Consider the following 401-nt stretch of genomic DNA (forward strand, 5'->3'; position numbering starts at 1 on the left):
ATATACGGATAGGCAAAGCGCCTATCCCTTTTTGAACAGGCCGCTCAGCCAGCCTTCCTTCAACCCCACATAAATACCATCTTTTCTTTGTTCAGTTGGATAGATATGGATATAATCCCCCTGTCCTTCAGCTCCTCTTCCGTTTTCCAGACTATATTCCCAGCGATGTATCGGACAAACCAGGTATCCGTTCTTGCACCAGCCCCCGCTTAAAATGCCACCGGCATGCGGACAGGTATTCTGCACCACATACAATTTGCCTTTATCCCTGAGCATACAAAGCTTCTTTCCGTTTACCTGGATTTGTTCTACAAAGTCATTTTCCGGAATCTCTATTTCTATTTTATACCATTTCAACATTTTTTTATCGGCTCAAATTTCACATACAGGTCATATAAAAC

The 401-nt window shown here is 42.6% G+C and carries 1 protein-coding gene; it reads right to left on the minus strand.

Annotated features, from left to right (window positions below; all coding sequences use genetic code 11):
• Positions 1 to 21: 21 nt before the first annotated feature.
• Positions 22 to 360 (minus strand): Rieske (2Fe-2S) protein, encoded by a 339-nt coding sequence (locus tag JHD67_RS21515; protein WP_199079569.1) that lies wholly within the window; start codon positions 358 to 360, stop codon positions 22 to 24.
• Positions 361 to 401 lie beyond the last annotated feature (41 nt).

This window comes from Dyella sp. ASV21 (assembly GCF_016428975.1).
Lineage (GTDB): Bacteria > Pseudomonadota > Gammaproteobacteria > Xanthomonadales > Rhodanobacteraceae > Dyella.